The following is a 26,769-nucleotide window of genomic DNA, read 5'->3' on the forward strand; positions in this document are numbered from 1 at the left end:
AAATAACTTAATCGCCTGAATATTAGTTAATCCAGACGGGAAAAAGCATTTATAAAAAAACTTCTAACAATGGCGATTTAATTCAACGAATTTTTAATCCAATCGGATAAAACGCATCTGGATCACATTATTCCCCCCCGGTATTTATACATTACAACGCAGAGGCGAATTAAATAAACCGTAGTGATAAAAGGACTGTATATGAAGGTCTCTAAACAACAATTACATCAGCTTATCCAGCAAAAAATTCACGCCGCCGGCCTGAGCCAGGAACACGCCGGCATCGTCGCCGACGTGCTGGTTCATGCCGATGCGCGCGGCATTCATTCTCACGGCGCGGTCAGGGTCGAATACTATTCCGAACGCATCAGCAAAGGCGGCACCAACAATCACCCGCATTTCACCTTTGAAAAAACCGGCCCCTGCAGCGCCATTTTCGACGGCGACAACGGCGCCGGGCACGTGGCGGCCAAGCTGAGCATGGATCGCGCCATCGAGATGGCGAAAGAGAACGGCGTGGCGGTGGTGGGCGTGCGCCGCATCGGCCACAGCGGGGCGCTGTCGTACTTCGTGCAGCAGGCGGCGCGCGCCGGCATGGTCGGCATTTCGCTGTGCCAGTCCGATCCGATGGTGGTGCCGTACGGCGGCGCCGAGGTCTACTACGGCACCAACCCCATCGCCTTCTCCGCACCGGGCGAAGGCGACGAGCTGATCACCTTCGATATGGCCACCACCGTGCAGGCCTGGGGCAAAGTGCTGGACGCCCGTTCGCGCAACGCCGCCATCCCCGATACCTGGGCAGTGGACGCCGAGGGCAAGCACACCACCGATCCGTTCGCCGTCAGCGGGCTGCTGCCGATCGCCGGGCCGAAAGGCTACGGCCTGATGATGATGGTCGACGTGCTGTCGGGCATTTTGCTCGGCCTGCCGTTCGGCAAACACGTCAGCTCGATGTATCACGATCTCAGCGCCGGCCGGGAATTGGGCCAATTGCATATCGTGCTGAACCCGGGTTATTTCACCAACGAATCCGCATTCCGTAAAAATATCAGCCAGGTCATGAAAGAATTGAATGCCGTTAAGCCGGCGCCGGGTGTCAGCAAAGTGCTTTACCCGGGGCAGAACAGCCATGCGCGTGAAATGGAAAGCGAGAAAAACGGTATCGAAATCGTCGACGATATTTATCAATACTTAATTTCAAATGCTCTTTACCAGCGTTCTTACGACCATAAAGATCCCTTCGCCAGTTAACGCACTCTTATTATCGTGGGCTTTTTACGCCGCGGCTCGCGGTTGATATGTCAGAGCCGGGGAGAAAAAAAGAAAACCTTCATCAGCGCGCTCAGCGCAATAGGCCGGCCGGCGGCGAATAGCCTCCGCCCTGGCCGCATCACCGCTGAGACATAACATGCGGGCAGGTAAACATGAAAGACTTCCAACAAGAAATCCGTGATATTTCCGGCTGGTTATCGAAAATCGGCGCCGACCCCAGCGGCGGCATGACGCGTCTGCTTTATACCCCGGAATGGATCGAAGCGCAGCACGCGTTGAAAAATACCTTCGAGGCCGCCGGGCTGAGCACCCATTTTGATGCGGTCGGCAACCTGTTCGGCCGACTGGAGGGCAGCAAATACCCCGACCAGGTGATTCTCTCCGGTTCGCACATCGACACGGTGGTCAACGGCGGCAACCTCGACGGCCAGTTCGGTATCGAAGCCGCCTTCATGGCGATCAAATACCTTAAAGACACCTACGGTCCGCCGCTACGCAGCCTGGAAGTCATCGCGCTGGCGGAAGAAGAAGGCAGCCGCTTCCCTTATGTGTTCTGGGGCAGCAAGAACATCGTCGGCCTGGCCCGGCGGGAAGACGTGCAGCACATTACGGACGCCAAGGGCGTCGGCTTCGTCAACGCCATGCGCGACGCCGGTTTCGATTTCCCCCCGCCGCATCAGCCGCTGCGCAGCGACATCGCGGCCTTCGTCGAGATCCATATCGAACAGGGCAAGGTTCTGGAAACCGAAGGCAAAACCATCGGCGTGGTGACCAGCATCGTCGGCCAACGGCGTTATGACGTGCGGCTGCAGGGCGAAGCCAACCACGCCGGCACCACCCCGATGAGCTACCGCCGGGATACCGTGCACGCCTTTAGCCGCATCTGCTGCGAATCGATCGCCAAGGCGCGCGCCGAGGGCGACCCGCTGGTGCTGACCTTCGGCAAGGTGGAGCCGAAGCCGAACACTGTCAACGTGGTGCCGGGCTTCACCCACTTCACCCTCGACTGCCGCCACACCGATCAGGCCGCGCTGCTGCGCTTCACACAGGAGATCGAGCAGGATATCCAGCGCATCTGCGCCGAGATGGGCATCGAGGCCGAGATCGATCTGTGGATGGACGAAGCGCCGATCCCGATGAACGAACAGCTGGTGGCCTGCGTTAGCCGCCTGTGCGAAACGCAGCGGCTGAATTACCGCATGATGCACAGCGGCGCCGGGCACGACTCGCAAATCTTCGCCCCGCGCATGCCGACGGTGATGATGTTCGTGCCGAGCATCGCCGGCATCAGCCATAACCCGGCGGAAAAAACCGCCGTCGCCGATTTGAACGAAGGGGTGAAAATCCTGGCGCAGACGCTGTATCAGCTGGCCTATACCGAACAGGGGGCCGAGGCATGAGCAACGACATCGACCCGCGCTACTGGAAAAAGATCGTCGTCGTGCTCTGTCTGGGCTGGGCGGTGATCTGGATCTATCGCACCGTCCTGACGCCGATCTTCCCCGAGATCCAACAAACCATCGGCGCGCACTCCAATGCGGAAATGGGGCTGATCGCCAGCTTCTACTTCTTCGCCTACACCGGGATGCAGATCCCGGCGGGCATCCTGGTGGACAAATTCGGCAAGAAGGTGGTGCTGATCCCGGGCTTCTGCCTGTTCATCATCGCCACGCTGCTGATCGGCAACGCCACCAGCCTGACCATGGTCTATGCCGGCAGCCTGCTGGCGGGCATGGGCTGCGGCTCGTATTACGGCTCGGCCTACTCCCTGTCGTCGGAGAATATCCCGCTGGAACGCCGAGGCCTGGCGACCGCGGTGATCAACAGCGGCTCGGCGCTCGGCATGGCCATCGGCCTGATCGCCTCCAGCCTGCTGGTGAAAAGCTTCAACATGAACTGGCAGATCATGCTGTTCATCATCACCGGCCTGCTGGTGGTGATGACGCTGGTGTTCGCCGTGGTCATCAAAGGCTCGCAGCCTCAAGCCGCGGCGGCCGTCAGCCAGACCGTTGCGCCGACGGCTGCCGAGCCCGAAGAGGACGGCCAGCCCAGCGGCCTGTTCAGCCTGCGCATGATCTCCGCCTACGCGATGTACTTCGCCACCTGCTACGGCTACTACATGATAGTCACCTGGCTGCCCTCGTTCCTGCAGCAGGAGCGCGGCTTTGAAGGGGTGGCCATCGGCTTCTCCTCCGCCCTGGTGGCGTTCGCGTCGGTGCCGGGCGCGCTGTTCTTCAGCCGCATGTCCGACCGTTTCCGCAACAAGAAGGTACAGCTGATCATTTTCCTCGAGCTGTGCGCGGCGGTGATGCTGGTTTGCACCGTCATTTCGCCGGACTCCACCATGCTGCTGATCAGCCTGATCCTGTACGGATTGCTGGGTAAACTGGCGGTCGATCCGATCATGATCTCCTTCGTCGCCGACAACGCGCCGAAGAAAGGCTATGGCACCAGCTTCGGCGTGTTCAACTTCTTCGGCATGTCCTCGTCGGTGATCGCCCCCTTCCTCACCGGCGTGATCTCCGACAGCACCGGCTCCAAGGTGATGGGTTTTTACATCTCCGCCGCCATCCTGCTGGTGGGCACCGCCATTTTCTTCACCGTCAACGTCTTGATGAAACGCACTACGGCAGCCCAAACGGCCACCGAGGCCTGACGGCGCTTTTTTTACCGGGCGCCGCCGCGGCGCCCTTTCAACGATCAGGAGAATCAACGTGGGTTACTTCAACAATCAAACCGGTTATCCAACCGACATTCTGTCAACGCGCGCCATCATCAAACGCGGCAACTATGCGCTGATCCCGCCGAACGGTCTGGTGCGCAACGTCATTCCCGGTTTTGAAAACTGCGACGTCACCATCTTGTCGACGCCGAAACTGGGCGCCACCTTCGTCGATTATCTGGTGACGCTGCACGACTGCGGCCGCAACACCAAAGGCTTTGGCGGCGAAGAGATCGAAACCTTCGTGTACGTCATCGACGGCGCCATCACCGCTTCCGCCGACGCCACCGACTACCCGCTGACCGCCGGCGGCTACCTTTACTGCCCGGCGGGCGTCACGATGCGGCTGGAAAACGCCAACGGCGGTCAATCCAGCCGCCTGTTCCTCTACAAGCGCCGCTACCAGCGCATCAAGGGCTATGAAGCGCACGTGGTCAGCAACAACGTCGCCAACCTGGAGAAGATCCACTACGAGGGTATGAGCGAGGTGATCCTGCAGGATCTGCTGCCGAAAGATCTGGGCTTCGACATGAATATGCACATCCTCTCCTTCGCCCCCGGCGCCAGCCACGGCTACATCGAGACCCACGTGCAGGAACATGGCGCCTACATTCTCAGCGGCGCCGGCGTGTACAACCTGGACAATGAATGGATGCCGGTGAAGCAAGGCGACTACATCTTCATGGGCGCCTATGTGCAGCAGGCGGGCTATGCGGTGGGCCAGGAAACCTTCAGCTACATCTACTCCAAGGACTGCAACCGCGACGTCGAGCCGTAAGCGCTTCGCCGCCAAAACCAAGGCCACCTGCTCGCGCAGCGTGGCCTTCTTTTTTATCCCAATCGGCGGCCGATGCGCATCGCGCGGGCGATGTTGGCGGCGCTGCGCTGCAGGTTGAGTTCCCCTTGCGACAGCGCGACCTCCAGCGTACTCAGGCGCGGCAGAATGCTGAACATCGCGTCGATTCCCTGCGCGTGCAGCGCCTCCGCCCCGTCCTCCACCACGCCGGCCAACGCGATCACCGGCAGGCCGCGCGCGCGCGCCAGACGGGCGACGCCGGACAGCGCCTTGCCGCCCAGCGTTTGGCTGTCGATGCGCCCTTCGCCGGTGATCAGCAAATCGGCCTCCGCCAGCGCCTGCTCCAGGCCCAGCGCCGCCATCACGATCTCGATACCCGGCTTCAGCGTTGCGCCGAGAAACACCTGGCAGGCGATCCCCATGCCGCCCGCCGCCCCGCCGCCGGCGACGTGCCGCACGTCGTGACCGGTGCTCTGGCGGATCACCTCGGTATACTGCGTCAGGCCCCGTTCCAACTGCGCCACCATCGCCGCCGTCGCGCCCTTCTGCGGCCCGAACACCGCCGCCGCGCCGCGCGGCCCCACCAGCGGATTGTCTACGTCGCAGGCGACCTCGATTCGGCACTGCCGCAGGCGCGCATCCAGCGTACTGAGATCGATTCCGCTCAGCGTCGCCAGCTCGCCGCCGCCCCACGGCAACGCCTTGCCGTCCGGGCGGTAGAAGCGCCCGCCCAGCGCCTGCACCATGCCGACGCCGCCATCCACCGTGGCGCTACCGCCGATGCCGAGGATCAGGTGGCGAATGCCCTGATCCAGTGCATGCCGGATCAGTTCACCGGTGCCGTAGCTGGTCGCCAGCAGCGGGTTACGGCGCGCCGCCGGCGTCAGCATCAATCCACTGGCCGCCGCCATTTCGATCACCGCCGTCTTGCCGTCGCCGCTGATGCCATAAAACGCCGTCACCCGTTCCCCCAGCGGCCCCGTCGCCGATACCGTCACCTTGCGCCCGCCGGTGGCGGCCACCAGCGCGTCCACCGTGCCTTCGCCGCCGTCGGCGATCGGCAGGCAGACGCACTCGGCATCGGGATAAACCTCGTGAAAGCCGCGCGCGATCGCCTGCGCCGCCCGTTCTGCGCTGACGCTTTCTTTAAATGAATCCGGTGCAATAACAATTTTCATGCTGCCTCCTTTATTCGAGACGAAATAAAAATGGCCATGCCTTCCCCCGCTGAAATAATCAGATGAGAAATGCATGGCGAAATAAAAATAAAACTGTTGCCGACTATTTAATGAAGCTGAAGGAAAGTGTTATTTATTGACCCATTTCGCCGGCACGCTGTAGGTTAATATCGCCCCCAGTATCATCATCGTCGACAAGACGCACATCGCCGCCAAATTGCTGTGGGTCAGCTGTTTGAAATAGCCGATGATATAAGGTGAAATAAAACCGCCGATATTGGCGATGGAATTGATGAGCGCAATGCCCGCCGCAGCGCAGGTGCCGGTAAAAATGGCGTTCGGCAGGCTCCAGAACAGCGGCGACGGCACCAGGCTCGACGCCACCGCCACGCACAGCGCCGCCATCACCACGTGCTTGTTGTCCGGGAACAGGCCGATAAAGATCAGCGACACCGCGGCGATGCAGAACGGCACGATGATGTGCCAGCGCCGCTCGCGATGCTTGTCCGAACTGCGTGCGGCCGCCAGCATTGCCACCACCGCCAGCATGTACGGCAGCATGGTCAGCAGGCCGATATCCATCACCGAGGTCACGCCGGTGTCGCGAATAATGGTCGGCACCCAAAACGCCAGCCCGCCCTGGCCCATCACGGTGCAGAAGCAAATCAGCCACATTTTGGTGAACGCGGACGATCTCAGCATGCTTTTCATCGTCCACTCCTGCCCGCCGGCGGCGCCCTGGCGCGGCGCGCTCTGCGCCATATCCTCTTTGATCAGCGCCTTCTCCTGCGGGCTGAGCCACTTGGCGCTCTGATAGGTATTATCCAGGAAACAGAAGATGACGATGGCGATCAGCAGCGCGCGCGGGCCGCTGATAAAGAACAGCCACTGCCAACCGGAGAGATTCATCAGGCCGTTCATGTGCTCGATGATCCACCCACACAGCGGGCCGCCGATGATGTTGCTGACCGGGATGCCGCATACGAACAGCGCCGTCATCTTGGCACGCTGGCTGGACGGGAACCACAGCGTCAGATAGAGGATCACACCGGGGTAGAAGCCGGCCTCCGCCAGCCCCAGCAGGAAACGCGCCAGGTAGAATTGCCAGGGGTTGGTGATAAAGATGCTCAGCATCGAGATCGCCCCCCACACCACCATCAGCAGCGCGATGATCTTTCTGGCGCCGTAGCGGCTCAGCAGAATGTTACTGGGTACCCCGGCGATGATATAGCCGATGAAAAACACCCCGGCGCCCAGCCCGTAAACGGCTTCGGCCATCGAGACATTGCCGTTCAGAATATCGGGCATCATTTGGAATTTCGAAAACGAGATCCCAACCCGATCGAGATAACCGACGATATAGCTCACTAATAAAATGGGCATAATGCGCCAGGCGATTTTTCGATATAAACGGTTTTTGTCAGGGGCGGTAAGAATATCTTTATCAATAACAGCATTATCGGTTGCCATATTCAGTGTCTCCTTGGTTGGCATCCTGCTTTTTACTTTTTATTGTGCTGAATCATTTTTTTTGGATTGGCGGGGACCCTCTTTATTTATCATAAAGAGGGCGTTATTAATGTCGAACATCTCTGATTCTAACGATAAGCCGGCAAATCAAATGCCGGGGGTGCTCTTAGCCGGCCACCCGGTGGTTACCCATGATTTCCAGCGCCCGCACCAGCGCGGAGTGATCCAGCTCGCCGTCGCCATTGGCGGCGCAGACGTTGAACAGCTCCTGGCAGGTGGCGGTATTCGGCAGGCTGAGTGCCAGCGCCTTCGCGCCCTGCAGCGCCAGATTGAGATCCTTCTGGTGCAGCGAGATGCGGAACCCCGGCGCGAACGCCCGCTTGATCATCCGCTCGCCGTGCACCTCCAGAATGCGCGACGAGGCGAAACCGCCCATCAGGGCTTCGCGCACCCGGGCCGGATCGGCGCCGGCGCGCGAGGCGAAGACCAGTGCCTCGGAGACCGCTTCGATGGTCAGCGCCACGATGATCTGGTTGGCGACCTTGCAGGTTTGCCCGTCGCCGTTGCCGCCGATCAGCGTGATGTTCTTGCCCATCAGCGCCAGCAGCGGCTGCACCCGTTCGAAGGTCGCTTCCTCGCCCCCCACCATGATGGTCAGCGTGCCCTGTTTGGCGCCCACTTCGCCGCCGGAAACCGGCGCGTCCAGGTACTGGGCACCCAGCTGGTTGATGCGCTGCGCGAACCGCTTGGTCTCCAGCGGTGAAATAGAGCTCATGTCCACCACCACTTTGCCGTTCAGCTTGCCGGCGGCGCAGCCACGTTCACCGAACAGCACCTCCTCCACCTGCGGCGTATCCGGCACCATGATAAAGATCACGTCCGCCTCATTCGCCACCTGTTGCGGATCGCGGCAGGCGATGGCCCCTTGCTGCAACAGCACCGCCGGCACCTCATGCCGGGTGTGGGCGTAAAGCGTATGCCCGCCCGCCAGCAGCTTTTCCGCCATCGGCGCGCCCATGATGCCCAGACCGATAAATCCCACTTTCATTTTCATCTCCTCAAGACAGGTATTTTTTAATCCATGATAGGCCGCTTTCCGTGGTGGTGAGCGGTTTGTATTCACAGCCGATCCAGCCGCGATAACCCATGCGATCCAGCTGCGCGAAGATAAACTCGCAGTTGATTTCGCCGGTGCCCGGCTCATGCCGCCCCGGGTTGTCGGCGACCTGAACGTGGTCGATCTTCGCCAGCAGGCGCTCGAGAGTCTGCGTCAGCTCCCCCTCCATGCGCTGCATGTGGTAAAGGTCGTACTGCAGATACAGGTTGGGGCTGCCGATCGCTTCGATCAGTTCGATCGCCTGCCGGGAGGTTTGCAGGTAGAACTGCGGCATGTCGTAGCGGTTGATCGGTTCGATCAGCAGACGGATATTCTGCCGCGCCAGAGTGTCGGCGGCGTAGCTCAGGTTCTCCTTCACCCGTTCGTCGGTGGTGTGGCGGCTGACGGCGGGATCAGGATTGCCGATCAGGCAGTTGATGCGATCGCAGCCCAGCGCCTGCGCATACTCGATCGCGCGCCCGACGCCGTCGCGGAACTCCGCTTCACGCCCCGGCAAGCAGGCGATGCCCCGTTCGCCCGCCGCCCAGTCGCCGGCCGGCAGGTTGAACAGCACCTGGCTCAGGCGATGCGCCTCCAGTTCGCTGCGCAACGCGGCGATCGGGTAGTCATAGGGGAACATGTATTCCACCGCGCTGAAGCCCTGCTCCTTCGCCCGGCGGAAGCGCTGCATGAAATCGACTTCGGTGAACAGCATGGACAGGTTGGCTGAAAATTTCGGCATGGTAAGGCTCCTCAACGGTAATCAAAGAAGTTGACCGAGGTCGGCGCGTCTTCCGGCGTTGCCGCCACCGGTTCGAACTCGTTGACGTTATCCAGCTCGGTACCCATGGAAATATTGGTGACGCGCTCCAGGATGATTTCCACCACCACCGGCACCCGGTGCTGCTGCATCAGTTCCTGGGCCTGACGGAACGCCGGCGCAATCTCTTCCGGTTTGAACACCCGCAGCGCCTTGCAGCCCAGCCCTTCCGCCACCTTGACGTGATCGACGCCGTACTCGCCAATCTCCGCATTGTTGATGTTTTCAAACGACAGCTGCACGCAGTAATCCATATCGAACCCGCGCTGCGCCTGGCGGATCAGCCCCAGATAGGCGTTGTTCACCAGCACGTGGATATAGGGCAGCTTGAACTGTGCGCCGACCGCCAGCTCTTCGAGCATGAATTGGAAATCATAGTCGCCTGACAGCGCGACCACCTTGCGCTGCGGATCGGCGGCGCATACGCCCAGCGCCGCAGGCAGCGTCCAGCCCAGCGGGCCGGCCTGGCCGGCGTTGATCCAGTGACGCGGCTCGAAAACGTGCAGCATTTGCGCGGCGGCGATCTGCGACAGCCCGATGGTGGTGACGTAGCAGGCGTCGCGGCCGAAGGCGCGGTTCATCTCTTCATACACCCGCTGCGGCTTGACCGGCACGTTGTCGAAGTGGGTTTTGCGCAGCAGCGTTTGCTTGCGCTGCAGGCAAGCGGCGCACCAGGCGTCGCGATTCGGCAACTCGCCGCGTTCGAAGCGGCGCTTTGCCGTGTCCACCAGCATTTGCAGCGCGATGCGCGCGTCGGAGACGATACCCAGATCCGGGCAGATCACCCGGCCAATCTGCGTCGGCTCGATATCGATGTGCACCACCTTGCGCCCGGCGGTGTACTTGTCCACCGAGCCGGTGTGGCGGTTGGCCCAGCGGTTGCCGATGCCGAACACCAGATCCGAATCCAGCAGGTTGGCGTTGCCGTAGCGGTGCGAGGTTTGCAGGCCCGCCATGCCCGCCATCAACGGGTGATCGTCCGCAATGGCGCCCCAGCCCATCAGCGTCGGGATCACCGGCACATTGCAGATCTCCGCCAGCTGCTGCAGCAGATCCGCCGCGTCGGCGTTGTGAATGCCGCCGCCGGCGATGATCAGCGGTTTTTTCGCCGCGCACAGCAGATCCAGCGCTTTGTCGATCTGCATCTGGGTGGCCGCCGGCTTATAGGCGGGCAGTGAAGAGTAGGTGTCCGGATCGAACTCGATCTCCGCCATCTGCACGTCGAACGGCAGATCGATCAGCACCGGGCCCGGTCGGCCGGAGCGCATCAGGTGAAACGCCTGTTGCAGCACGCGCGGCACCAGCGCCGGTTCCTGCACGGTGACCGCCATCTTGGTCACCGGCTTGGCGATCGATTCGATGTCTACCGCCTGAAAATCTTCTTTGTGCAAACGCGCACGCGGCGCCTGGCCGGTGATGCACAGGATCGGGATCGAATCGGCGGAGGCGGAGTAAAGCCCGGTGATCATGTCGGTGCCCGCCGGGCCGGAGGTGCCGATGCACACGCCGATGTTGCCGGCGGCGGCGCGAGTGTACCCTTCCGCCATGTGCGAGGCCCCTTCCACGTGCCGCGCCAGGTAGTGTTTGATGCCGCCGTGCCGCCGCATCGCATCGTAGAACGGGTTGATCGCCGCGCCGGGCACGCCGAACGCAGTGGTGATCCCTTCTTTTTCCAGCACGTGCATTGCCGCGTCTACCGCTCGCATAATTGCCATGTGATGCTCTCCTTAATTTATTGGAAAATTTTTCCAACTTAAAATTGCGGTCAAAAAAACCCGTTTGCTCATCAAACGGGGAGTCTTGCTTCGCGCCGGTTCAGCCCGGCGCGCGACGTTTACGCCCTGCTGCGCGATTCGCCCAGCGCGGCGCTGATATCTCTGGCCACTTCACCCACCAGTTCACCCAGCTCCTTGAACCGCTCCTTGCCGACTCGCGAACTCGGCCCTGAGATGGAGATGGCGGCGATCACGTTGTTGTTGCGATCGAAAATCGCCGAAGCCAGGCAGTTCAGGCCAAGCGCGTGCTCTTCATCGTCGATGGTGTAGCCCTGCGCCAGCGACTGATGCAGATCCTTGCGCAGCAGGTTCACGCTGGTCAGCGTCTTCGGCGTGTAGGATTGCAGCCCCGAACGCACGATCAGATCCAGCATCTCCTCTTCCGCCAGCGGGTACAGCAGCGCCTTGCCGGCGCCCGAGGCGTGCAGCGGCAAACGGCTGCCCAGCGGCGCGCACATGCGCACCATCGCCTGACACTCGCATTGACGAATCAGCACCGCGTCGAAATTGTTGCGGATCGCCAGGTTGGCGGTCTCGCCGGACAGCAACATCAGCCGGCGCATGAACGGCCCGGCCACCGATACCACGTCGCGATCGTTCATGTAAGCGGAACCGACGGTGAACGACTGAATGCCGATATGCCACCAGCCCAGCTGTGGATCCTGAAAGACGAATTCCGATTTCTCCAGCACTTTCAACAATCTGAAGGTGGTGGACAGCGGCAACTCCAGCTTTTCGGACAGCACGGAAACCGACGAACTCCCCCCGGCGTTGGCCAGGTACTGGAGGATCTCCAGCCCACGATCCAACGCCTGCGCCCCTTTGGTGGCACCGGCTTCGGTGGCGGGTCGTCCTTTCCTGCGTAATTCGGTCATTCAAGCTTCCTTTATCAGTAACGGCATGGGTGACGCTATGATAAACGCCCTGCGCGGCGTGCGGCCAGCGCTATGCCAAAACTATGCGATACGGCTCCGGCAAGCGGCTGACCACGCAGTTGTCGGCACCCGCGCGATCGATAGTGAAAAAGTCGGTGACCTTCGCATAGGCAAACAGCGGGTGATGCCAGACGTTGCGATGATAGTTGATCCCCTGCTTGCCGTTGGTGATAAAGGCGCGCAGCGTGCCGACGGGGATGGTTTCGCCCGGTTCGGCGACGATCACCACGAAGCGTTCGCCGTTCATCGGCACAAAGGCCTGCGACGAGAGCGGATGCTTTTCCAACAGGGAAAAGGTCATCGGCAGCTCGCTGGGTTCCGCCCGGTTGATGCTGGCGAGCACCCGGTTGCCGTCGGACACCTCTATCTTGGCGAGATCGTGATAACGCTCGGTTTTCCCGTCATTGATATGAAAGAAACGCGAGCCCTCTATCTGCAATACATCGCCGTAAGGCGCAAAGGCCGCCGGCGTTAATTCTTCGATGACTAAATCCATGTGATTCTCCAAAACGCATGACCCAGACGACGATTGAACGGCAATATTTCACCCAACGACTTCACTCTAGACAGCGCGTGGTGAATTTGACAGCATTTTTTTGGAAAATTTTTCCACAATAAGATCACCCGCACACTTTACGATCGAATAACAATATTAGTTGCGTTAAATCAATGAATTAAAAAATCACCTGATTCATCATCGGGCAAAATGGGGCGGCGCATATTCATCGCTATCGGATGATTCTGTGACCGGGATCGTGGGGTTGGGCTTTGCCGCTGCCTATCGCGCCGCAACATCAGTAGATTCTTCTCACCGATAACCGAAAAGGCGGTGTCAGCCAAGGACCCCACATGCTGGATCACGAAACCATTCGTTCGTTTATCAAAGTTGCCGAGTGCCAAAGCTTCTCGCGCGCGGCAGAATTGCTGCATAAAACCACCGCCACCATCAGCTACCGCATCAAAACGCTGGAAGAGAGCATCGGCACGCAGCTGTTTATCCGCACCACCCGCACCGTCAACCTGACGCCGGCCGGAGAATATTTACTGGAGCGCTGCCGCCAGTGGCACACCTGGTTGGACGCCATGCCGGGCGAACTGCGGCAAATCAACGACGGCGTAGAGCATCAGGTGAATATCGTGATCAACAACCTGCTGTACGACGCCGCCGCCGTGGCCGGGCTGTTGGCCCACCTGCACGACAAATACCCGTTCACCCAATTCCACATTTCTCGCCAGGTGTACATGGGCGTGTGGGACGCGCTGCTGAATGAGGATTGCCATCTGGCGATCGGCGCGGCGGGCAACGAATCGCTGGAAAACAGCATCAAGGTACTGCCGCTGGGCAAGATCGATTGGGTGTTCGCCATCTCGCCGACGCACCCGCTGGCCGCCGCCGCCGATCCGCTGAACGAAACGCAGCTGCGCCCTTACGCCGCGATCAACGTCGAAGATACCGCACGCCATTTGGCCAAGCGCACCGCCTGGCTGCTGTCGGGCCAACAGGAGATCAAGGTGCCGGACCTGCGCACCAAGCTGGAGTGCCATCTGCGCGGCCTCGGGATCGGTTTCCTTCCGCGCCAGCTGTGCCAAACTTACCTTGATAGCGGCGAGTTGGTGGCTAAGCAGCTCAAATATCCGCGCCAACCCTCTCCCCTGTCGCTGGCCTGGTCCGACGCTCGCGGCGGTGAAGCGGTGCGCACCCTTATCAACCTGTTCCAGACGCGGGATCCGCTGATCGCGGGTTTGGTCGGCGCCCTGGATTAAGTCGCGGTAACGGTAGGCATTTTTCCGGCGCTGACGTAATATCTGTTTACATATGTCTGACAGGAGGTTTGCATGCTTACTTTTATTCCCATCGTGATCGTCGTCGCGCTGATTGTGGTGTTCGCCGGCGTCAAAATTGTGCCGCAGGGGTTCCAATGGACGGTAGAACGCTTCGGCCGCTACACCAAAACGCTGATGCCGGGCCTGAACCTGGTGGTGCCGTTCATGGATCGCATCGGCCGCAAAATCAACATGATGGAGCAGGTGCTGGACATCCCCTCGCAGGAGGTCATTTCCCGCGATAACGCCAACGTCGCCATCGACGCGGTGTGCTTTATCCAGGTGGTCGATCCGGCGCGCGCCGCCTACGAGGTCAGCAACCTCGAACAGGCGATCGTCAACCTGACCATGACCAACTTCCGTACCGTGCTCGGCTCAATGGAGCTGGACGAAATGCTGTCGCAACGCGACAGCATCAACAGCCGCCTGCTGCACATCGTCGATGAAGCGACCAATCCGTGGGGGGTGAAAATCACCCGTATCGAGATCCGCGACGTGCGGCCACCGGCGGAACTGATCGCCTCGATGAACGCCCAGATGAAAGCCGAACGTACCAAACGCGCCGACATCCTCGAGGCGGAAGGGGTGCGTCAGGCGGCCATTCTGCGTGCCGAAGGGGAGAAACAATCGCAGATCCTGAAGGCCGAGGGCGAACGCCAGTCGGCGTTCCTGCAGGCGGAAGCGCGTGAACGCGCCGCCGAGGCCGAGGCGCGCGCCACCCAGCTGGTGTCGGACGCCATCGCCAGCGGTAACATTCAGGCGGTGAACTACTTCGTGGCGCAGAAATACACCGACGCGCTGCAGAAGATCGGTTCCTCCAACAACAGCAAAGTGGTGATGATGCCGCTGGACGCCAGCAGCCTGCTCGGCTCGATCGGCGGCATTACCGAACTGCTGAAAGAAAGCAAAGGCAAATAATCATGCTCGAACTGATCGCGGCGAATCCGCTGTGGTTTTGGCTCTCCCTCGGGGGCGTATTGCTGGCGGCGGAAATGCTCGGCGCCGGCGGCTATCTGCTGTGGAGCGGCGTGGCGGCGCTGTTGGTCGGCGCTCTGATCTGGCTGCTGCCGCCGCTTTCCTGGGCGTGGCAGGGCATGATCTTCGCCGTCCTGACCGTCGTCGTCGCCTACCTGTGGTGGTACTGGCTGCGCCGGCGCCCGGCGGCCGCATCCGGCGGGTCGCCGGTGCTCAACCAGCGCAACCGCCAGCTGATCGGCACCCGCGCTACGCTGACGGAGCCGATGCACAACGGCATGGGGCGCATCAATATCGGCGACAGCAGTTGGCGCGCGCAAGCGGCAGAAGATCTGCCCGCCGGCACCGAAGTGGAAGTGGTGGCGGTGGAAGGCGTCACGCTGGTGATCCGCGCCATCAGCCGTTAATTCGAACGACAGCACCCCGCCAGGTTATTGATGATGGGGCACTCCGCCCCCTCGTCGCCCGGGCATTGGTCAGCCAGCGCCAGCAGGCGTTGGCGCATTTCGCCCAGTTCGCTGATGTGCCTTTCAATCTCCGCCACCTTCTGCAACGTGCGCGCCTTCACGTCGGCGCTGTGGCGGGCCGGATCGTTGAACAACGCCACCAGCTCGCGGCACTCGTCCAGGTTGAAGCCTACCTGCCGCGCCTGGCGCAGCAGCGTCAGCTCTTCGACGTGCCTGGCGGAATAGTGGCGATAACCGTTATCGCTGCGGATCGGGGCGGTAATCAGCGCTTTCTCTTCGTAAAAACGAATCGTCTTGCTGGTTAACCCGGTTTTTTTCGCGACGTCGCTAATATTCATTTTCCCTCCTTGACCTTACCCTTGCTGGAAGGTTTAAGCTCCATTCTTAGTGAAAACAGGTCAGGCGGTCAACCTTTAAACACCGCCTTCTACGCAAGGAGTCCAATCATGTCACACACCACTATGCTGGCGTTGCAGGGGCTGTCCTGCATGAACTGCGCGCAGCGGGTGAAAAAAGCCCTGGAAAGCCGCAGCGATGTCGAACAGGCGGACGTTAACGTACATTACGCCAAAGTGACCGGCGACGCGCCGGACAGCGCGCTGATCGACAGCGTGATTGCCGCCGGTTATCAGGCCGAGGTCGCGCCGCACGCCGATACCGAACTGCAACTGAGCGGCCTGAGCTGCATGCACTGCGTCGGCACCACCCGCAAAGCGCTGGAAGCGGTGCCGGGCGTGTTCGCCGCCGAGGTCGAGATCGACAGCGCGAAAGTGTACGGCGATGCCGATCCACAGGCGCTGATCGCCGCGGTGGAAGATGCCGGTTATCACGCCAGCGTAGCGGGCGCCGTCGCCCCAAAAACTGAGCCGTTGACTGACGCAACACCTTCGTTGCCGGACGTTCAGCCAGCGGCGCAATCTCCCCTTCCGGCAACCGACGGCGCGGACGACAGCGTACAGCTGCTGCTCAGCGGCATGACCTGCGCCAGCTGCGTCAATAAAGTGCAGCAGGCGCTGCAAAGCGTTCCCGGCGTAGAGCACGCGCGCGTCAACCTGGCGGAACGCAGCGCGCTGGTGACCGGCGCCGCCGATGCGCAGGCGCTGGTGGCGGCGGTGGAAAAAGCCGGCTACGGTGCCGAAATGATTCAGGACGAGACCGAACGCCGCGAGCGTCAGCAGCAGACCGCACGCACCAACATGAAGCGCTTTAGCTGGCAGGCGGCGCTGGGTCTGGCGTTGGGTATCCCGCTGATGGCCTGGGGGCTGTTCGGCGGCAGCATGACACTGACGCCGGAAACCCAGCGGCCCTGGCTGCTGGTCGGCGTTATCACCCTGGCGGTGATGGTGTTCGCCGGTGGGCACTTCTACCGCAACGCCTGGCGCGCGCTGATGAACGGCAGCGCCACCATGGATACCCTGGTGGCGCTCGGCACCGGCGCCGCCTGGCTCTATTCGATCGCCGTCAACATTTGGCCCGATTTCTTCCCGATGGCAGCGCGTCACCTCTATTACGAGGCCAGCGCGATGATCATCGGTTTGATCAACCTCGGCCATGCGCTGGAGCAACGCGCTCGTCAGCGTTCTTCGCAGGCGCTGGAGCGGTTGCTGGATCTGACGCCGCCTACCGCGCGCCTGGTAACCGACGACGGCGAGCGCGATATCCCGCTGGCGGAGGTGCAGCTCGGCATGACGCTGCGGCTGACCACCGGCGATCGCGTGCCGGTCGACGGTGACATCGTGCAGGGCGAAGTCTGGCTCGATGAAGCGATGCTGACCGGCGAAGCGGTGCCGCAGCAAAAAGGCCCCGGCGATACAGTGCATGCCGGGACGGTGGTCGACGACGGCAGCGTGCTGTTCCGCGCCGCCGCCATCGGCAGCCAAACCACGCTGGCGCGCATCATCAAACTGGTGCGTCAGGCGCAGAGCAGTAAACCGGCGATCGGCCAACTGGCCGACCGCGTCTCGGCGGTGTTCGTGCCGGCGGTGGTAGCGATCGCCCTGTTCAGCGCGGCGATGTGGTACTTCTTCGGCCCGCAGCCGCAGCTGGTCTACACGCTGGTGATCGCCACCACGGTGCTGATCATCGCCTGCCCGTGCGCCTTGGGCCTGGCGACACCGATGTCGATCATCTCCGGCGTCGGCCGCGCGGCGGAGTTCGGCGTGCTGGTACGCGACGCCGACGCCCTGCAGCAGGCCAGCCAGTTGGACACCCTGGTGTTCGACAAAACCGGCACCCTGACCGAAGGGAAACCGCAAGTGGTGGACATCCTCACTTTCAATCAGGTCAGCGAGCAGCAGGCGATCGGCTGGGCCGCCGCGCTGGAGCAAGGTTCCAACCACCCGCTGGCGCGCGCCATCATGGAACGCGCCAGCGGGCAAACCCTGCCGCAGGTCGCGCAGTTCCGCACCCTGCGCGGCGCCGGCGTCAGCGGGGAGATCGACGGCGTGCAGCTGCTGCTGGGCAACGCCGCGCTGCTGGAACAGCATCAGGTTGCGACCGCCGAACTGGAAGCGCCGATGCGCGCCCAGGCCGAACGCGGCGTGACGCCGGTGCTGCTGGCCGTTGACGGTAAACCGGCCGCGCTGTTCGCCATTCGCGATCCGCTGCGCGAGGACAGCGTCGCGGCGCTGCAGCGCCTGCACCAGCAGGGATATCAGTTGGTAATGCTGACCGGCGACAACCCGGTGACCGCCAACGCCATCGCCAAAGAGGCCGGTATCGATCGGGTGATTGCCGGAGTGCTGCCGGACGGCAAAGCGGCGGCGATCAAGCAGCTGCAGGCGCAGGGCCAGCGCGTGGCGATGGTCGGCGACGGCATCAACGACGCCCCGGCGCTGGCGCAGGCCGACGTGGGCATCGCGATGGGCGGCGGCAGCGACATCGCCATCGAGACCGCCGCCATCACCCTGATGCGCCACAGCCTGCACGGCGTGGCGGATGCGGTGGAACTGTCGAAGGCCACGCTGCGCAACATGAAGCAGAACCTGTTCGGCGCCTTTATCTACAATACGCTGGGCATCCCGATCGCCGCCGGCGTGCTTTACCCGCTGACCGGCACGCTGCTCAGCCCGGTGGTGGCGGGCGCGGCGATGGCGCTGTCGTCGATTACCGTCGTCAGCAATGCCAACCGGCTGCTGCGTTTTAAACCCAGGAAGTGATCGCCGGGGCGCCGTCATGGCGCCCCGCCGTTTTCCGGGCTTTCCTGCGCGGCGGATAGCGTTTAGCATGAATGATGATTTTCTCTCGCCTTTCATGCTGAAACGCGCACCCGTTATTCAGGAGCCACGCCGTATGGGTCAACTGTTACGCCGCCTCGCCGCCTTTCTCGGCCTGATCTCCCCCAAACGTTATGCTTATCCGGCGCTGGACATCACTCTGTCGGGCGATCGTCGGCTGCATCTGGTGGGCAGCATCCATATGGGCACCGTCGATATGTCGCCGTTGCCGCCCCGGCTGACCGCCCGGCTGCAACAGGCCGACGCGCTGATCGTCGAAGCCGATATCACCGGCGCCGCCTCCCCTTTCGACCACGCAGAACAGCAGCCGGCGCTGGAACAGCGTCTGTCCGCCGAAGAATTTCAACGGCTGCTGACGCTGTGCCACGAGTTGGGCACCGATCCGCACGCCTTCGCCACCCTGCCCGGCTGGCAGGTGGCGCTGATGATGCAGGCGCGCCAGGCTCAGCGTCTGGGGCTGCGGGCAGAGTACGGCGTGGACTATCAGCTGCTGCAGGCCGCCAGGGCGCAGGACAAACCGGTGATCGAACTGGAAGGGGCGCAGCAGCAGTTGGCGATGCTGGAACAGCTGCCGGAAGGCGGCATTGCGCTGCTGCGCGATACGCTGGAACACTGGCACACCAACGCGCGGCTGCTGCAAACCATGGTGAGCTGGTGGCTGGACGCCAAACCGCGCGGCACGCTGGACACCCTGCCCGCCACCTTCAGCGCCGGGCTGTACGACGTGCTGATGCATCAGCGCAATCGCGACTGGCGGCGTCAGCTGGAGGCGCTGCCGGCCGGGGACTATGTGGTGGCGGTTGGCGCATTGCACCTGTACGGCGAGGATAACCTGCCGGCGATGCTGCAGCCGCAGGGCTAAAAAAGAGGCCAATATCGCTATTGGCCAGTCAAAGAGGAATTTCTTGTATTCTAGTTATACGCATAGCAACCGTGTTAACGGTTACAACAAACAGGGTAGCAACCCGGTGAATATCTTGGCAACCCGCTTTATGTAACAGCCGCTCAGGTTGCCGGGCAGGTTGGATTTTTGTATTTTTAAGGCTGGTTATCACCCTTCCCCCGCAGGGGGCATTCTGGACAACACATCATGACGCCCGCAGTCGTTCTGCTTGAGAAACAAAAGGTCGCCTTTACCCTTCATCCGTATCACCACGACAGCGACGAAACTAATTTCGGCGACGAAGCGGTGAGAAAGCTGGGGCTGGATGCCGATCGGGTTTACAAAACCTTGCTGGTGGCGCTGAACGGCGACGCCAAACACCTGGCGGTGGCGGTCACGCCGGTCGCCACCCAGTTGGATCTGAAAAAGGTCGCCCGCGCGCTTGGCGCCAAAAAGGCCGAGATGGCCGATCCGCAGTTGGCGCAGCGCGTCACCGGGTATCTGGTGGGCGGCATCAGCCCGCTGGGGCAGAAAAAACGGCTGCCGACGGTGATCGACAGCCCGGCGCAAGCGTTCGCCACCATCTACGTTTCCGGCGGCAAACGCGGGCTGGACATCGAGCTGGCCGCCGCCGATCTGTGCCGCCTGCTGGCCGGCAGCTTCGCCGACATCGCCAAACGCGACTGACGCCGCGCGCTCAGCGGCACACCACCGTAGCGTCACAGGCCGCCAGCGTCTCGACCAGGCGGTCCTCCAGCGCCTTCACCTCCGCGCCGGGTACCAGATAGTTGTTGCTGATGATGGCGAACGCCAACGGCCGCCCGGCCGCCGAGTCGACATAGCCGCTGAGCGACGATACCCCGGTCATGGAACCGCTCTTGGCGTGGGCGCGGCCCGCCGCCGCGCTTTTTACCATACGGCTCTGCAGCGTGCCGCCCACCAGCAACCCCGGCTGGCCCGCGACGGGCAAGGCGCGATACCAGTCGGCGAACCACGGCTGTTTTCTGGCCGCCAACAGCAGCGTCGTTAGCTGCTGCGGCGTGATTTGGTTCATGCGCGACAGCCCGGAACCGTCCACCTGACGGTACGCGCCGGCCTCGATGCCCTGGCTTTGCACAAACCGGCTAATCGCCTGCAGGCCGGCGGCCCAATCCCCCTTGCCCTGCGTCTTGCGGCCCATCGCTTTGGTCAGTACCTCGCCGTAACCGTTGTTGGACACCTTCAGGAAGGTGACGGCCAGGCGGGAGAGCGGCGGCGAGGTTTTTTCGGCCAGCAGCCGGGCATCGGCAGGGGTCACGCCCTCTTCAGCGTTACCGCGCAGCGTGATGCCATGCGTGCGCAGGGCATTTTGCAATAAGGCGCCAACCACGCGGGCCGGTTGATCGACGGTGATCAATCGCGAGCGGGTCTCCGCCTGCGCGGCGATGGTGCCGCTGACCACGATTCGATTGCTGCCCGGCAGGCGATCGAACGTCAGTGCGGTGTCGCCGCCGGTGCTGGTGCGGTTGGCCAGCGTCACCGCGTCATTGGCGGGATAGAAGCTCACCCGTCCCGGCGCACCGGCGCGGGCACCCGCCTGCACCTCCACCCGCACCACGTTGATATCGCCGCCGGGGGTAAAGGCGTAGTTCAGCGCCGAGATCGGCGCGGCAAAGGCGAAGGGTTCGTCGTCCCAGCTCCAACCGGCGCCGAAGGGCGTTTGATCGAACGCGTTGGCGTCCAGGATCAGCCGCCCATGAATATGGCGAATGCCGCGCTGCGCCAGCGTGGCGGCGAAAGTGTCGAGATCGTCCGGATGCAACGTCGGATCGCCGCTGCCCTGCAGATAGAGATCCCCCCGCAAGGTGTCGCCGCGCTGCTCGCCGGTGGTCAGCAACCGGGTTTCAAACCGGTAATCCGCCCCCAGCACGCCGAATGCCGCCAGAGAAGTGAACATCTTCATGTTGGAAGCCGGCGCCAGGCGCTGCTCCGCGTGCGACTGATACAGCACGGTGCCGCTGTCGGCATCGCGCACCATCACGCCGCTCGACGCGCCAACCAGCGCCTTGTCCTGGCCGAGGGCCGCCAGCGCCTGGCTGAGCGTTTGCTCATGGCGTTGGCCGGATGACGAACACCCCGCCAGCGCCAGGATGGCGGGCAGCAGCCAGCCTGCGGTTTTCAACATGTCATCTCCCTGCTTGCGTTATCAAAACCAAATTGTTGCTCAGGCTATCATTGGAAGGCGGCGGCGGCGACTTTTGCGTGCATTTGAGGCAGGGTTTTCGGCGGGAAAACAGGCGGCCCGCCCATGAGGGGCTGGCCGCTGCGGTGGCGATTAGCGATAAACGATCTCGCCCTTCGGTTCGTAAGCCGCCGCATCCAGCGGCGAGTGTTTCTCGATGTACTGCTTGAGCACCTCGGCATCGATAAAGCCGGTGTTGACGTAGCTCGGCAGCCCGTCCAGCTTCGGATAGCCGTCGCCACCCAGCGCGTTGAAGTTCAGCGTCGCCATACGGTAGGTTTTATCCGCCTGCAACGGCTGGCCGTTGATCTTCACCTCGCTGACGCCCTTGCCGTCCGCCACCAGGCTGACGTTGGCGAACTGGGCGTAGGCGCCTGAATCCGGCTTCATGTTGGCCACCACCGCCAGGTATTGCTCAATCTCGCTGCCTGTCATATCGACATGCACCAGGGTGTTGCCGAACGGCTGTACCTTGAGCACGTTCTTGTAGGTGATATCACCGCTTTCAATCGAATCGCGCACCCCGCCGCCGCTCATCACAGCGAAGTCGGCATCGGCGCGCTCCCTCTGCGCGGCCAGCATCACCCGCGCCAGGTTGGTCTGCACGAAGCGTACCTTGCTGCGATCGCCCTCCAGCTTGCCGTTAACGCTGCCGATCTTCACGCCCAACTGCGCTTTGCCCTTCTCCTGGAACGGCGTCAGCAGCTTCATCATGGTCGAATCTTCCGCAATTTGCTGGGTGTAGTACACCCGCTCGCTGGTGCCGTCCGCCTTCTCCACCTTCTTCTTCAGGTTTACCGGGATCAGCTGATAATGCACCAGCTTCAGCTCGCCGTTGCGGAATTCGAAGTCGGCGCGACCCACGTATTTGCCCCACTCGTGCGCCTGCACGATCCAGGTGCCGTTCTGGCGATCCGGCGAGCACGGCGTGCCCGGCACATAATCCACCTGTTTGCGGTTGTCGCCGGCCATACACACCGGATCCTGCGAATGGCCGCCGACGATCATGTCGAGATATCCGGCCGGCAGGCTGCGCGCCATCTCCACGTCGCCCGGCGCGTTCGAGCCGTGTTCACCGTTGTCGTAGTGCCCCATGTGGGTAGCGGCGATAATCACGTCCGGCTTCTCGTCCTTACGCAGTTGCTCCACCACCTGCTTCGCTTCCTGCGCCGGCACGCGGAACTCCATGTCGGTGAAGTATTCCGGATTGCCAATCTTGGCGGTGTCGTCGGTCGTCAGACCGATAACGGCAATCTTGATGCCCTGCTTGTCGAACAAGGCGTAAGGCTTGAACAGGCGCTGGCCGGTGCTTTTCTGATAGATGTTGGCGGACAGCAGCGGGAAGGTTGCCCATTTTTCCTGCTGACGCAACACGCTCAGCGGGTTGTCGAATTCGTGGTTGCCGATCGCCATCGCGTCATAGCCCACCAGGTTCATGCCGCGGAAGTCCGGCTCGGCGTCCTGCAAGTCCGATTCCGGCACGCCGGTGTTGATATCACCGCCGGACAACAGCAGCAGGCTGCCGCCCTGCGCCGCCACGTCCTGACGAATGCCGTCCACCAGCGTTTTCTGCGCGCCCAGACCGTATTCGCCATGATCGTTCTGCCAGAAGTGACCGTGATGATCGTTGGTGTGCAGAATGGTAATGGCGTAGGTTTTATCCTTTTCCCAGGCACTGGCGCTCCCCGACAGCAACGTCAGGGAAACGGCCAACGCGCATGCGGTGGTTTTCAGCGAAAAACGCATGGCGGATCTCCGTGTATTCAATAGCTTTTATGATGAGGACGGAATTGTAGCGCGAATTAATGACAGCTGATTTCAAATTTTTGCGATGTGAGTCTGATTATTTCAGATATGGTAAAAATTGGGCGCCCTGCCTAAGATGTCATCTCTGTGCTCAACAACTTATCAGGCTAATAATAATATGACCGACAGTAGCCAAAGCGCGATGCCGCCCGCCAAGGGCAGTGCGGTGAAAGGCACCGCCTTCTCCATCCTCGGCGCCATCAGCGTGTCTCACCTGCTCAACGATATGATCCAGTCGCTGATCCTGGCGATTTACCCGATCCTGCAAGCCGATTTCCACCTCAGCTTCGTGCAGATCGGCATGATTACCCTGACCTATCAGCTGACGGCCTCGCTGCTGCAACCGCTGATCGGGTATTACACCGATAAACACCCGCAGCCTTACTCGTTGCCGATCGGCATGGGCTTTACCCTGTCCGGCCTGCTGCTGCTGTCGGTGGCGAGCACCTTCCCGCTGGTGCTGCTGGCGGCGGCGCTGGTGGGCACCGGCTCATCGGTGTTCCACCCGGAATCCTCGCGCGTGGCGCGCATGGCCTCCGGCGGGCGGCACGGCCTGGCGCAGTCGCTGTTCCAGGTCGGCGGCAACTTCGGCAGCTCGCTCGGCCCACTGCTGGCGGCGCTGATCATCGCGCCTTACGGCAAGGGCAACGTCGCCTGGTTCTCGCTGGCGGCGCTGCTGGCGATCGTGGTGTTGCTGCAGGTCAGCAAGTGGTATCAACATCAGCATCGGGCAACCAAAGGGCAGCCAAAAAGCCCGTCGCTGCTGAAACCGCTGCCAAAACGTACCGTAGCCTACTCGATGGGCATCCTGCTGGTGCTGATTTTCTCCAAATACTTCTATCTGGCCAGCATCAGCAGCTATTACACCTTTTATCTGATACATAAGTTTGGCGTTTCGGTGCAGAACGCGCAGATTCACCTGTTCGCCTTTCTGTTCGCGGTAGCGGCAGGCACCATTATCGGCGGGCCTCTCGGCGACAAGATAGGGCGTAAATATGTTATTTGGGGCTCCATTCTCGGTGCAGCGCCGTTTACCCTTGTTTTACCCTATGCATCGCTCTATTGGACCGGCATTTTAACGGTGATCATCGGGGTTATTCTCGCCTCGGCATTCTCCGCCATCCTGGTCTACGCACAGGAGCTGATCCCCGGTAAAGTCGGCATGGTTTCCGGCTTATTCTTCGGTTTTGCTTTCGGTATGGGCGGGTTAGGCGCGGCAGTTCTTGGTTATGTCGCCGATTTGACCAGTATCGAGCTGGTCTACCAAATCTGTGCTTTCCTGCCGCTGATCGGCATTATAACGGTGCTACTGCCCAATATGGAACATAAAGCGCAATAACCCCGCCGAATACCCGGATGAAATTATTTATTCATCCGGGTTATCCCACGGATAAACCAATGTTATTTGGCTTATCTGACACAAAATTGCCTCATTGCCGCACCTTAAGTAAAATCCTCCGCTTTTTTACAAAAAAGGCCAAATTAGCCAAGCAAGCCGCGAACAAATGCAATAAACTAAATGTATCTTTTCGTAACTTTGTTGCGTTTCTCCCGTGCCGCGATGCATAGCCAGAAGGAGTATGGATGCATAATTCAACACCGCTCATTACCACCATCGTCGGAGGGTTAGTACTCGCCTTCCTCCTCGGCATGCTGGCGAACCGCCTGCGCATCTCCCCTCTGGTGGGGTATCTGGCCGCAGGGGTGCTCGCCGGCCCGTTCACCCCCGGTTTCGTCGCGGATACCTCACTGGCGCCGGAACTGGCGGAAATCGGCGTTATCCTGTTGATGTTCGGTGTTGGCCTGCACTTCTCTTTGAAAGACCTCCTCGCAGTAAAATCTATCGCCATTCCCGGCGCCGTGGCGCAAATAGCCGTCGCCACCCTGCTCGGCATGGGGCTGTCCAAGCTGCTCGGCTGGGATCTGATCTCCGGGCTGGTGTTCGGCCTCTGCCTCTCCACCGCCAGCACCGTGGTGTTATTGCGCGCGCTGGAGGAACGGCAGCTGATCGACAGCCAGCGCGGGCAAATCGCCATCGGCTGGCTGATCGTCGAAGATTTGGCGATGGTGCTGACGCTGGTGTTACTGCCGGCCTTCGGCAACATGCTGGGCAACAACAACGCCAGCAGCGGCCAACTGCTGATGGAGCTGGCGCTGACCATCGGTAAGGTCATCGCCTTCATCGCGCTGATGATCGTGGTCGGCCGCCGTCTGGTGCCGTGGATCCTGTCGAAAACCGCCAGCACCGGCTCGCGCGAGCTGTTCACCCTGGCGGTATTGGCGCTGGCGCTCGGCATCGCCTACGGCGCGGTGAAGCTGTTCGACGTCTCCTTCGCGCTGGGCGCCTTCTTCGCCGGCATGGTGCTGAACGAGTCCGAGCTGAGCCACCGCGCGGCGCACGACACCCTGCCGCTGCGCGACGCGTTTGCGGTGCTGTTCTTCGTCTCGGTCGGCATGCTGTTCGATCCGATGATCGTGATTAACGAACCGCTGGCGGTGCTGGCGACGCTGGCGATCATCGTGTTCGGCAAATCCGCCGCCGCGTTCCTGCTGGTGAAAATGTTCGGTCACTCCAAGCGCACCGCGCTGACGATTTCCGCCAGCCTGGCGCAGATCGGCGAGTTCGCCTTTATTCTGGCGGGCCTCGGCATCGCGCTGGGCATGATGTCGGAACACGGGCGCAATCTGGTGCTGGCCGGTGCCATTCTGTCCATCATGCTCAACCCGCTGCTGTTCACCCTGCTGGAGCGCTATCTGGCCAAAACCGAAACCATCGAAGAGCAAATTCTCGAAGAGGCGGTGGAAGAAGAGAAGCAGATCCCGGTGGACATGTGCAACCACGCGCTGGTGGTCGGCTATGGCCGCGTCGGCAGCCTGCTGGGCGGCAAACTGGCCGAGGCGGGCATTCCGCTGGTGGTGATCGAGAACTCCCGCCCACGGGTGGAAGCGCTGCGCGAACAGGGCATCAAGACGGTGCTGGGCAACGCCGCCAATCCGGAAGTGATGGATCTGGCGCGGCTCGACTGCGCGCGCTGGCTGCTGCTGACCATCCCCAACGGCTATGAGGCCGGCGAGATCGTCGCCTCGGCGCGCGCCAAGCGGCCGAACATCGAGATCATCGCCCGCGCCCACTACGACGACGAAGTGGCCTACATCACCGATCGCGGCGCTAATCAGGTGGTGATGGGCGAACGGGAGATCGCCAACAGCATGCTGAACATCCTGCAGCTGGACACCCTGAGCGAAGAAGAAAAAATGGGCGGCTGCCCGATCTGAAGCGCCGCCGGCGCATA

22 protein-coding genes are annotated in these 26,769 nt (G+C 61.6%); 12 read left to right on the top strand and 10 right to left on the bottom strand.

Going from position 1 to position 26,769, the window contains the following annotated elements; genetic code table 11:
• The first annotated feature begins 201 nt into the window (after positions 1-201).
• The 4 genes from allD (at position 202) to allE (ending at position 4,772) form a co-directional block, all read left to right on the top strand.
• Complete coding sequence (gene allD, locus ACYF6X_RS15045) at positions 202-1,251, top strand: ureidoglycolate dehydrogenase (protein ID WP_063991013.1); 1,050 nt, start codon at positions 202-204, stop codon at positions 1,249-1,251.
• Positions 1,252-1,424: 173 nt separating this feature from the next.
• Positions 1,425-2,672: an allantoate deiminase gene (gene allC / locus ACYF6X_RS15050; RefSeq protein ID WP_130017555.1), complete on the top strand. Its 1,248-nt coding sequence runs from the start codon at positions 1,425-1,427 to the stop codon at positions 2,670-2,672.
• A complete protein-coding gene (locus ACYF6X_RS15055) occupies positions 2,669-3,928 on the top strand; it encodes an MFS transporter (RefSeq protein WP_130017554.1) in 1,260 nt (419 codons plus the stop codon). Before allC ends, ACYF6X_RS15055 begins: the two co-directional genes overlap by 4 nt.
• 58 nt (positions 3,929-3,986) lie before the next feature.
• Positions 3,987-4,772 (top strand): (S)-ureidoglycine aminohydrolase, encoded by a 786-nt coding sequence (gene allE, locus ACYF6X_RS15060; protein ID WP_049213831.1) that lies wholly within the window; start codon positions 3,987-3,989, stop codon positions 4,770-4,772.
• A 53-nt stretch (positions 4,773-4,825) separates the two neighbouring features.
• On the opposite strand, the gene ACYF6X_RS15065 is transcribed toward allE, so the two are convergent.
• The 7 genes from ACYF6X_RS15065 to ACYF6X_RS15095 all read right to left on the bottom strand — a co-directional run bounded on the left by ACYF6X_RS15065 (position 4,826) and on the right by ACYF6X_RS15095 (position 12,560).
• The gene (locus ACYF6X_RS15065; RefSeq protein WP_130017553.1) at positions 4,826-5,968 is read right to left on the bottom strand and encodes a glycerate kinase; all 1,143 of its coding nucleotides are present in this window, start codon (positions 5,966-5,968) and stop codon (positions 4,826-4,828) included.
• 129 nt (positions 5,969-6,097) lie between these two features.
• Positions 6,098-7,351 carry an MFS transporter gene (locus ACYF6X_RS15070; RefSeq protein WP_223915619.1) on the bottom strand — a complete coding sequence of 418 codons (1,254 nt, stop codon included), beginning with the start codon at positions 7,349-7,351 and terminating at the stop codon, positions 6,098-6,100.
• Positions 7,352-7,604: 253 nt separating this feature from the next.
• Entirely contained in the window at positions 7,605-8,486 is an 882-nt protein-coding gene (gene glxR / locus ACYF6X_RS15075) for a 2-hydroxy-3-oxopropionate reductase (RefSeq protein ID WP_063991007.1), read from the bottom strand.
• A 10-nt stretch (positions 8,487-8,496) separates the two neighbouring features.
• A complete protein-coding gene (gene hyi / locus ACYF6X_RS15080; protein WP_039566969.1) occupies positions 8,497-9,276 on the bottom strand; it encodes a hydroxypyruvate isomerase in 780 nt (259 codons plus the stop codon).
• Between the two features lie 11 nt (positions 9,277-9,287).
• Complete coding sequence (gene gcl, locus ACYF6X_RS15085) at positions 9,288-11,069, bottom strand: glyoxylate carboligase (protein ID WP_107227200.1); 1,782 nt, start codon at positions 11,067-11,069, stop codon at positions 9,288-9,290.
• 119 nt (positions 11,070-11,188) lie between these two features.
• The gene (gene allR, locus ACYF6X_RS15090) at positions 11,189-12,004 is read right to left on the bottom strand and encodes an HTH-type transcriptional repressor AllR (protein WP_063991005.1); all 816 of its coding nucleotides are present in this window, start codon (positions 12,002-12,004) and stop codon (positions 11,189-11,191) included.
• A 70-nt stretch (positions 12,005-12,074) separates the two neighbouring features.
• Positions 12,075-12,560 carry an ureidoglycolate lyase gene (locus tag ACYF6X_RS15095; RefSeq protein WP_063991004.1) on the bottom strand — a complete coding sequence of 162 codons (486 nt, stop codon included), beginning with the start codon at positions 12,558-12,560 and terminating at the stop codon, positions 12,075-12,077.
• A gap of 353 nt (positions 12,561-12,913) precedes the next feature.
• Here ACYF6X_RS15095 and allS point away from each other — a divergent pair, with 353 nt between their 5' ends.
• From allS to ACYF6X_RS15110, 3 genes are all read left to right on the top strand, one after another.
• The gene (gene allS, locus ACYF6X_RS15100) at positions 12,914-13,828 is read left to right on the top strand and encodes an HTH-type transcriptional activator AllS (RefSeq protein ID WP_063991003.1); all 915 of its coding nucleotides are present in this window, start codon (positions 12,914-12,916) and stop codon (positions 13,826-13,828) included.
• Between the two features lie 72 nt (positions 13,829-13,900).
• Complete coding sequence (locus ACYF6X_RS15105) at positions 13,901-14,806, top strand: SPFH domain-containing protein (RefSeq protein WP_004940203.1); 906 nt, start codon at positions 13,901-13,903, stop codon at positions 14,804-14,806.
• A 2-nt stretch (positions 14,807-14,808) separates the two neighbouring features.
• Entirely contained in the window at positions 14,809-15,270 is a 462-nt protein-coding gene (locus tag ACYF6X_RS15110; RefSeq protein ID WP_025301808.1) for an NfeD family protein, read from the top strand.
• Here the strand turns inward: ACYF6X_RS15110 and cueR are convergent.
• Positions 15,267-15,668: a Cu(I)-responsive transcriptional regulator gene (gene cueR / locus ACYF6X_RS15115; RefSeq protein ID WP_047728634.1), complete on the bottom strand. Its 402-nt coding sequence runs from the start codon at positions 15,666-15,668 to the stop codon at positions 15,267-15,269. The genes ACYF6X_RS15110 and cueR overlap by 4 nt on opposite strands.
• Positions 15,669-15,776: 108 nt before the next feature.
• Here cueR and copA point away from each other — a divergent pair, with 108 nt between their 5' ends.
• The 3 genes from copA to ybaK all read left to right on the top strand — a co-directional run bounded on the left by copA (position 15,777) and on the right by ybaK (position 20,136).
• Entirely contained in the window at positions 15,777-18,488 is a 2,712-nt protein-coding gene (gene copA / locus ACYF6X_RS15120; RefSeq protein ID WP_130017552.1) for a copper-exporting P-type ATPase CopA, read from the top strand.
• Between the two features lie 133 nt (positions 18,489-18,621).
• A complete protein-coding gene (locus tag ACYF6X_RS15125) occupies positions 18,622-19,428 on the top strand; it encodes a TraB/GumN family protein (RefSeq protein WP_130017551.1) in 807 nt (268 codons plus the stop codon).
• A 228-nt stretch (positions 19,429-19,656) separates the two neighbouring features.
• Complete coding sequence (gene ybaK, locus ACYF6X_RS15130) at positions 19,657-20,136, top strand: Cys-tRNA(Pro)/Cys-tRNA(Cys) deacylase YbaK (protein ID WP_004940240.1); 480 nt, start codon at positions 19,657-19,659, stop codon at positions 20,134-20,136.
• Between the two features lie 10 nt (positions 20,137-20,146).
• On the opposite strand, the gene dacB is transcribed toward ybaK, so the two are convergent.
• Positions 20,147-21,613 carry a D-alanyl-D-alanine carboxypeptidase/D-alanyl-D-alanine endopeptidase gene (dacB, locus tag ACYF6X_RS15135; RefSeq protein WP_130017550.1) on the bottom strand — a complete coding sequence of 489 codons (1,467 nt, stop codon included), beginning with the start codon at positions 21,611-21,613 and terminating at the stop codon, positions 20,147-20,149.
• 150 nt (positions 21,614-21,763) lie between these two features.
• Positions 21,764-23,416 carry a bifunctional UDP-sugar hydrolase/5'-nucleotidase UshA gene (gene ushA, locus ACYF6X_RS15140; RefSeq protein ID WP_130017549.1) on the bottom strand — a complete coding sequence of 551 codons (1,653 nt, stop codon included), beginning with the start codon at positions 23,414-23,416 and terminating at the stop codon, positions 21,764-21,766.
• A 178-nt stretch (positions 23,417-23,594) separates the two neighbouring features.
• On the opposite strand from ushA, the gene ACYF6X_RS15145 reads away from it, so the two are divergent.
• Complete coding sequence (locus tag ACYF6X_RS15145) at positions 23,595-24,815, top strand: MFS transporter (protein WP_130017548.1); 1,221 nt, start codon at positions 23,595-23,597, stop codon at positions 24,813-24,815.
• Between the two features lie 245 nt (positions 24,816-25,060).
• Positions 25,061-26,752, top strand: a complete 1,692-nt coding sequence (gene ybaL / locus ACYF6X_RS15150; RefSeq protein ID WP_130017547.1) for a YbaL family putative K(+) efflux transporter — start codon at positions 25,061-25,063, stop codon at positions 26,750-26,752.
• The last annotated feature ends 17 nt before the right edge of the window (positions 26,753-26,769 follow it).

This window comes from Serratia sp. ID 25-353 (assembly GCF_054792795.1).

Excerpts from the sequence above, each read along its gene's own strand:
- glxR (WP_063991007.1), bottom strand. The coding sequence starts at position 8,486 with ATGAAAGTGGGATTTATCGGTCTGGGCATCATGGGCGCGCCGATGGCG.
- ACYF6X_RS15125 (WP_130017551.1), top strand. The coding sequence starts at position 18,622 with ATGGGTCAACTGTTACGCCGCCTCGCCGCCTTTCTCGGCCTGATCTCC.
- allD (WP_063991013.1), top strand. The coding sequence starts at position 202 with ATGAAGGTCTCTAAACAACAATTACATCAGCTTATCCAGCAAAAAATT.
- cueR (WP_047728634.1), bottom strand. The coding sequence starts at position 15,668 with ATGAATATTAGCGACGTCGCGAAAAAAACCGGGTTAACCAGCAAGACG.
- ACYF6X_RS15055 (WP_130017554.1), top strand. The coding sequence starts at position 2,669 with ATGAGCAACGACATCGACCCGCGCTACTGGAAAAAGATCGTCGTCGTG.
- copA (WP_130017552.1), top strand. The coding sequence starts at position 15,777 with ATGTCACACACCACTATGCTGGCGTTGCAGGGGCTGTCCTGCATGAAC.
- ACYF6X_RS15095 (WP_063991004.1), bottom strand. The coding sequence starts at position 12,560 with ATGGATTTAGTCATCGAAGAATTAACGCCGGCGGCCTTTGCGCCTTAC.
- ACYF6X_RS15070 (WP_223915619.1), bottom strand. The coding sequence starts at position 7,351 with ATGCCCATTTTATTAGTGAGCTATATCGTCGGTTATCTCGATCGGGTT.
- allS (WP_063991003.1), top strand. The coding sequence starts at position 12,914 with ATGCTGGATCACGAAACCATTCGTTCGTTTATCAAAGTTGCCGAGTGC.
- ybaL (WP_130017547.1), top strand. The coding sequence starts at position 25,061 with ATGCATAATTCAACACCGCTCATTACCACCATCGTCGGAGGGTTAGTA.
- ybaK (WP_004940240.1), top strand. The coding sequence starts at position 19,657 with ATGACGCCCGCAGTCGTTCTGCTTGAGAAACAAAAGGTCGCCTTTACC.
- allC (WP_130017555.1), top strand. The coding sequence starts at position 1,425 with ATGAAAGACTTCCAACAAGAAATCCGTGATATTTCCGGCTGGTTATCG.
- ACYF6X_RS15065 (WP_130017553.1), bottom strand. The coding sequence starts at position 5,968 with ATGAAAATTGTTATTGCACCGGATTCATTTAAAGAAAGCGTCAGCGCA.
- allR (WP_063991005.1), bottom strand. The coding sequence starts at position 12,004 with ATGACCGAATTACGCAGGAAAGGACGACCCGCCACCGAAGCCGGTGCC.
- hyi (WP_039566969.1), bottom strand. The coding sequence starts at position 9,276 with ATGCCGAAATTTTCAGCCAACCTGTCCATGCTGTTCACCGAAGTCGAT.
- dacB (WP_130017550.1), bottom strand. The coding sequence starts at position 21,613 with ATGTTGAAAACCGCAGGCTGGCTGCTGCCCGCCATCCTGGCGCTGGCG.
- ushA (WP_130017549.1), bottom strand. The coding sequence starts at position 23,416 with ATGCGTTTTTCGCTGAAAACCACCGCATGCGCGTTGGCCGTTTCCCTG.
- ACYF6X_RS15110 (WP_025301808.1), top strand. The coding sequence starts at position 14,809 with ATGCTCGAACTGATCGCGGCGAATCCGCTGTGGTTTTGGCTCTCCCTC.
- gcl (WP_107227200.1), bottom strand. The coding sequence starts at position 11,069 with ATGGCAATTATGCGAGCGGTAGACGCGGCAATGCACGTGCTGGAAAAA.
- ACYF6X_RS15145 (WP_130017548.1), top strand. The coding sequence starts at position 23,595 with ATGACCGACAGTAGCCAAAGCGCGATGCCGCCCGCCAAGGGCAGTGCG.
- ACYF6X_RS15105 (WP_004940203.1), top strand. The coding sequence starts at position 13,901 with ATGCTTACTTTTATTCCCATCGTGATCGTCGTCGCGCTGATTGTGGTG.